Consider the following 5,866-nt stretch of genomic DNA (forward strand, 5'->3'; position numbering starts at 1 on the left):
GTGATTAAGTCCTGGCGCAGTAAATGGCAGACGCTGTCGGCCTATTTTAAATATCCAGATTACGTGCGCACCGCGATTTACACGACCAACGCGGTGCATCGGCAATTTCGAAAACTGACCAAGACCAAGGGCGGCTTCCCGAACGAAAACAGTTTACTTAAGCTGCTCTACGCCGGTATGTTGCAGGCATCCGAACGCTGGACACACCCAGTGCAGAACTGGAATCTGACACTGTCGCAGCTGTCGATCCACTTCGCCGGCCGACTGGATGGTCATATCGACCTATGATCGTCTGACACAGAATATTGAACACCCTCGCAAATGGGGTGAGAAATACCCAGTGGTGATTAAGTCCTCCTATGACAAATTTAAATTACTTACCTTTTATTCTCCTATATTCATCTTTTTTAGCCCCTTGATTAGTATACATTTCCCCTCCCCCTTTTCTAACAATTATATCAAAAGGATGATTTATTTTGTCGTCGCATTCTCTATTTTTTAAATTCATAACTTTTATAGAATAAAATGTTTTATCTCTACTATCTAGTTCATACTTTAAACATTTGCTTGGTAATAAAGATAATTTATTTTCTTTTATGATGTCTGGCATAATATTAAATACCATCTGTTCCTCACCTGAAGGACCATTGGTTAGGCTTGTATTTTTTAATTGACTTGAGTTAATCCATCCATCTATAGAGTCACCATTACTCTTAAAATAAGCAACAAATATAAATTTTTCATATTCTGAATAACCAATAAATTGGTCACCCGTTACTAAAAAATCAGATTCGATTTTGTACTTGTTGCTTGGTGCATTATTTAAATAAACTCTGCCTTTGGAAATTATTTTTAAAATATCATGGTTTGGTTCGAGATGCACTTCCTCAGTTTTAGCTTTCAGTTTTAGCTCTTCGCAAAAGTCACTAGCAAATACTGTATCAACCGCAAATAGAAAAGAAAAAATATATTTAAGTTGCATAAGCCTATCGATGATTTGCCACATTAAAAATAAGAAAATCATAACACCTATCCAGAGCCAGGGCGTAATATAAAGTATCATTACATAGACAAATCTCTTATTGCATACAAATACCAACATTTATTTTTCGCTATAAACAAAAACTTCATTAAATATCCATCATCTGCTCCTTTTATTTCTAGCTCTAACTCATCATGGTGCACTGAGATAATAGCACTATCATTTAAACTCGCTGTTTTAACTATTGGAAAAGAAATGACAGCCCTGTTCTTTTCCTCCTTTTTCTCTTCTATATCCAATTCACCTTCAACAAGATAGGTATATTCAACGGTATCCATTATAAAACGCTCCTGAATGCCTATGTCCTTGGAGTATATTTTAATGAATGAGTTGAAGTCAGCGGCAGGGCAAGAGCTAGCTATAGAAAGTGAAGAAAAAAAAGAGCTTACAAAAAAATAGACCACTCCTCTTATCATTTTTAATCCCTTTAGTTAGCATTATATTATAGTGAGGGTTAATGTATCGGCACTATACCTATCATTACCATCTATCAAATTGCAAAAAACATGTCATTATCCACATGATTAAATCATATATCACATCAGCATCCAATCCAAAATAATCACTATCACTCACCTTCTATAATGTTATAGAGATTGCAATAAACACGAGCGTATCCATCCTCAGGAAGGATATCTACGCTTGGTAAGCTATTTAAGTTATCACTAATATCTAATGTAAATCGTTTTGATAAAACGCGTCTAACCGTTTCTTCATCATTAAAAAAAATAACCCCAAAACTATAACCTCCCTTACTAGGAAGAGTGAGCTCTTTTACATTGAGGCCATAAAATGTCAATATCTCATTAATACAAAATGATGTTGTATTATCTGATTGCCAACATATTTCAAGTTTGTCTTTATTTTCTTTAAAAAACGTAGCCCCAGGACCAAACTGCTTAGTTTTTTGATCGTAAAAAATATCATCGAAACGACAATTTTTTAGTCCGCTATATTGCTCTTCTAATGTCATGGCATAAGCACTGGGCCATGCCATGCAGCCAATAAAAAAACATAACCATTTTTTCATCGTTATTTTCCGCTTACAGAAAAATCACTTTTGCAATTGACCATGTTATTTTAAACATGCCGCATTGCTTTCTTGGCAGATATGAGGGTAGAGTTAATAGGCTAAAAGCTGGGACACACTTCTTTTATTCTGCTGGCTAGGTTGTAGCATGCTCAGGAAAATAGGTGTCCCATTCTATATATCGGTACTACATCAGATTATTTATAACCGCCCAAATATTTAATCCGGTCTACGGTCATCGCAGTTTGGCATTGATAGATTCCAACTCTCTCAGATACTGATAAGTTGGTATTATTCGCGCGAGAAATATCACCACACTGCTCTTGCTTAGACCATACCCAAGAGACTTGCTCATCTTTCATTGATGAACGGAATGAAGCAGGAATTGCCTTCCAAATTTTGTTAAGTTTGGCATCCTCTATTTCATATTGATTTTTATAAGCATTAATTTTAGTCGGGTCATTATTTTTTATAATGCTGTCAGCAGAGACAGCAAGTTTAGCTGTTTTGGCTAATCCCATCGGCATATTAGATATATCATCAAGGGATACCGAAATATCTTTTTCATTGTCTGCTAGCCGTAAAGCATAACTCACATTATTCCACCGTAGTGTATCTACTTTATATAATGCGCGGCTCTCAGCGATAAAATTAGAGAAAACATCTGGTGTTTTTACCGATAACTCTTTTAACTCAGTTGGCAAGGTCGCGGATACTGATGCGACACAGCGCACAGTATTTTTACCTTGTTCGGTAGTCGTAATATCGGATGGCATAACCGGTATTGTTAATACCTTGTTTTGAAATTGGGTTAACTCACTACCCGCTACTGAAACCTTCGCCAACGCGGCATCACGCAATGCGTTAATTAATGCTACGGTTGCATCTTCTCGACCACATTTGAAAGGTTGAACCTCTTCCTTTGAATCAAAAAAACCTGCGCTAGCAGTTCCTGAAAAACCCACGCAAAGCACCACTGCAATCAATTTTAAATTCATATTAATACTCGCAATACTATTTAAGGTTAAATTAATCAGCTGAATAGATTATTTTCATTGTTACGTTATCTTGGCTCTCCTCATTAAAATATACGTACGTTTGACCACCTGACATCACACTGGTTATATTTAGTTGCTTTGCTGTTGGTTGCTCATAAATAATTTCATTCTCCCCATGTGCATTCTTGTTATCGGAAGGGACGTTAATAGTAAACTTGTTACTTTTATGCTTTTTAGCGTATTCAGAGATAGTTTTAATATTAGGCAATAATGTGCCCCAGCCACTCCCTTTGCTATCTTTATTAACGTTATAAAACTCCTTATACGCTGCTTCAAGTGGACCGTTGAAAGTGCAGTTATCTACTAGATCATATTGCACCAGCTCTTTTCTATCCTCTGTGCAGACAATATTACCAATGTAAGATTTTTTCTTCGGTGGAACTGGAGCTGCCAGATTTTTATTGGATGTGTAGACAACACTAAACCCATTATCTTTAAATATAAGGTCTGGGCCAAGTTGATAAAATTCTGAGTATACTTCAGGACAGTTTCTTTCTTCCATATTGTCAGAGGGTTCTTGATAAAATACATTCATATTATCCGCTTTAACGGCATCATACTCACCATGCTTACCATAAAATTTCTTAAGCTGCCTAAAAAAACTAAGATCTGAAAATGACTTATCACTTCCATATTTAGGTTTAATATGATTTATGCAGAAATTAGGAATAATTAAGGTCGAGTCTTTAATAACTAACTGATGTTTTAATAATGCTTCAGCAAATGCTATGTCTCGATATTCTAATTCCTGCGCATTAAGGTTGTTACGGGCTGGGATGTTCTTAAAAAAATACGTTCCCTCAGCGGCAAAAGAGCTAAAGCAAAAAAATAGCGATACTGTACACAGTATTTTTATTTTTAAATTCATTATAATCTATCTCTCAAATGCTTAAATTTAAAAACTAACATTTTAAATCTTTAAAACCTAAGGCAATAATTTGTCCACCTATACCCAAAGGTGATATTAATAATGGTGTTCTCGCATCGTAAGTACCTATTTTAGACTTTTCAGAAAAACAGACTGCATAATCTACAATACCATCTCTATTTCCATCAGACTTTTTTAGCACTTCGAATGAATAAGTAAAATTCGATGAATCTATTGTTATCATATTTTCTGTAAAGGTGGGCTGTGGTAAATCAAATTGCCTAAGATAGATTTGCTCATTATTTAATCTTTTTGGCATTAGTGAGCTGGAGAAAGTAGCTATATTTAGGTTGTTATAAATATCTTGTAAATCCCCTCTTGTTATTACGTCTGAATCTGCCAGTACGGAAGATGATATAAACAATGTCAATAAAAGAGTGTGCTTCATTATAGGCTTCCTTCTAAATAATCGGCTTCTTTATTTCTTCGGGTAGGGTAATCGTCCCTAAAATCTCTTAATATATCGATAGCACCTTGCCAGTTTTGCTGGGTAACTTGCTGCCAAAAATTAGGAGTTTCTGTTTTTGCATATCCATATTGATATTCTACAGATGCAATGACTGTCTGTGCCTCTTTACTCAGAGACTGAAACTCCACTGTACTATCACTATTGTAACGAGCTACTAATAAACTGGTTTTTTTATTTTCTATGGCTTCTCTTATTTTATCTCCTTCATCATGAGTAATGCTTAATGGATTTTCAATCAAAAAATCTCGCGCAATAAATTTCTTTTTTCCTAAGTAAGGAGAAAGTTTATTTATTAATGTATTACCTAAACTCAGAGCGTTAAGATCTGATATATTTCTTGCCCCTAAATAAAAACCGACGGATATTGTGACACCACTATCACTAGACTCAGGGTTTGGTACATATCCATCAAGTCTCATCCCCCCTTCTAATTCACGGATAAAATCAAAATTAATTTTTAGTGATGCAGGTTGTTCATTATTAGTATTATCCTCACCAAAGCTGTTTATATAACCCTCTTGTAAAATATCGATTGAGTCAACTAAATCACTTCTTCGCATAAATGGTGGATTATGACTATTAGTTAGAGGTGAGTTAATGTTCATGCCATTGGCGCCAGTATAAATTTCGACATGCAGCATATATACAGTGGCGTTTTGGACAATAACAGGGTGAGTCCCGTCGCTTTTCAACAACAACCCAGTTACACCTAGCAACTGACCCTGCTTGACAATATCCCCCGTCTTTACTTTTATTTTTGCTGGATCAACCTCGCCATAGCGCATAATAAATTCACGGCCATCACTGGTCTTGTGATGAATAACAATTTCCCATGTGCATAAATAAAAATCTGACACATCTAATACTTTACCATCACATACAGCGATAACCTCTTCATACGCCTTAGTATAAAGATCACGTGCTGCATGTCGACGTGAGCCATTATCACGAGGATATTTAAATGTGGCTGCGTTGCTGCTTGGTGCTTTGGCCCAGTACTTATCTCCCCATACTTTACCCTGATCATTCTCAGGTTTAACCCTAAGTGGGAATATTATGGGTTTCTCTACAGCCTTGCTCCCCACCAACCCCATCATTCCCGCAGGATGAATAAACCATGGCTTGCTATCACCTAATATCCCTTGAATAGCACTATCGTCTATCCAATTCATATTTTCATTGACGGTCAGGGCATACTGATACAAATTCGGTTTCTCTTTTAACTCCTGCTCCAACCGGGGCCAGCTCGGGCGCTTTATCCACTCGCTTTCATGACAAATAAACAGTTTACGTATTTGGCTTGCTACGTTTTCATCGGCCAGTGCTGCCCGGATCTCGC

8 protein-coding genes are annotated in these 5,866 nt (G+C 36.4%); 1 reads left to right on the plus strand and 7 read right to left on the minus strand.

Features of this window, described 5'->3' with window-relative positions; all coding sequences use genetic code 11:
- Positions 1-288 (plus strand): transposase (locus CUC53_RS03840; RefSeq protein ID WP_167386678.1); only part of this gene is annotated, 288 nt, incomplete at its 5' end.
- A gap of 85 nt (positions 289-373) precedes the next feature.
- On the opposite strand, the gene CUC53_RS03845 is transcribed toward CUC53_RS03840, so the two are convergent.
- The 7 genes from CUC53_RS03845 to CUC53_RS03870 all read right to left on the minus strand — a co-directional run.
- On the minus strand, positions 374-1,024 hold the full coding sequence (locus tag CUC53_RS03845; RefSeq protein ID WP_157798191.1) for a hypothetical protein: 651 nt from the start codon (positions 1,022-1,024) through the stop codon (positions 374-376).
- Positions 1,025-1,062: 38 nt separating this feature from the next.
- Positions 1,063-1,320 carry a hypothetical protein gene (locus CUC53_RS03850; protein WP_157798192.1) on the minus strand — a complete coding sequence of 86 codons (258 nt, stop codon included), beginning with the start codon at positions 1,318-1,320 and terminating at the stop codon, positions 1,063-1,065.
- 290 nt (positions 1,321-1,610) lie between these two features.
- Positions 1,611-2,072, minus strand: coding sequence for a hypothetical protein (locus CUC53_RS03855; protein ID WP_100292926.1), 462 nt, complete (start codon positions 2,070-2,072; stop codon positions 1,611-1,613).
- 197 nt (positions 2,073-2,269) lie between these two features.
- A complete protein-coding gene (locus CUC53_RS03860) occupies positions 2,270-3,070 on the minus strand; it encodes a lysozyme inhibitor LprI family protein (RefSeq protein WP_100292927.1) in 801 nt (266 codons plus the stop codon).
- Positions 3,071-3,101: 31 nt separating this feature from the next.
- Positions 3,102-3,998, minus strand: a complete 897-nt coding sequence (locus CUC53_RS03865; protein ID WP_100292928.1) for a hypothetical protein — start codon at positions 3,996-3,998, stop codon at positions 3,102-3,104.
- A 34-nt stretch (positions 3,999-4,032) separates the two neighbouring features.
- Positions 4,033-4,446: a hypothetical protein gene (locus CUC53_RS18800; RefSeq protein WP_157798193.1), complete on the minus strand. Its 414-nt coding sequence runs from the start codon at positions 4,444-4,446 to the stop codon at positions 4,033-4,035.
- The coding region (locus tag CUC53_RS03870; protein WP_157798194.1) for a pesticin C-terminus-like muramidase at positions 4,446-5,866 on the minus strand (1,421 nt) is incomplete at its 5' end. The genes CUC53_RS18800 and CUC53_RS03870, both read right to left, overlap by 1 nt.

Source organism: Aeromonas cavernicola, from assembly GCF_002795305.1.
Taxonomy (GTDB): domain Bacteria; phylum Pseudomonadota; class Gammaproteobacteria; order Enterobacterales; family Aeromonadaceae; genus Aeromonas; species Aeromonas cavernicola.

Coding starts and splice junctions, on each gene's coding strand:
- CUC53_RS03845 (WP_157798191.1), bottom strand. CDS start 1,024: ATGATTTTCTTATTTTTAATGTGGCAAATCATCGATAGGCTTATGCAA.
- CUC53_RS03850 (WP_157798192.1), bottom strand. CDS start 1,320: ATGGATACCGTTGAATATACCTATCTTGTTGAAGGTGAATTGGATATA.
- CUC53_RS03855 (WP_100292926.1), bottom strand. CDS start 2,072: ATGAAAAAATGGTTATGTTTTTTTATTGGCTGCATGGCATGGCCCAGT.
- CUC53_RS03860 (WP_100292927.1), bottom strand. CDS start 3,070: ATGAATTTAAAATTGATTGCAGTGGTGCTTTGCGTGGGTTTTTCAGGA.
- CUC53_RS03865 (WP_100292928.1), bottom strand. CDS start 3,998: ATGAATTTAAAAATAAAAATACTGTGTACAGTATCGCTATTTTTTTGC.
- CUC53_RS18800 (WP_157798193.1), bottom strand. CDS start 4,446: ATGAAGCACACTCTTTTATTGACATTGTTTATATCATCTTCCGTACTG.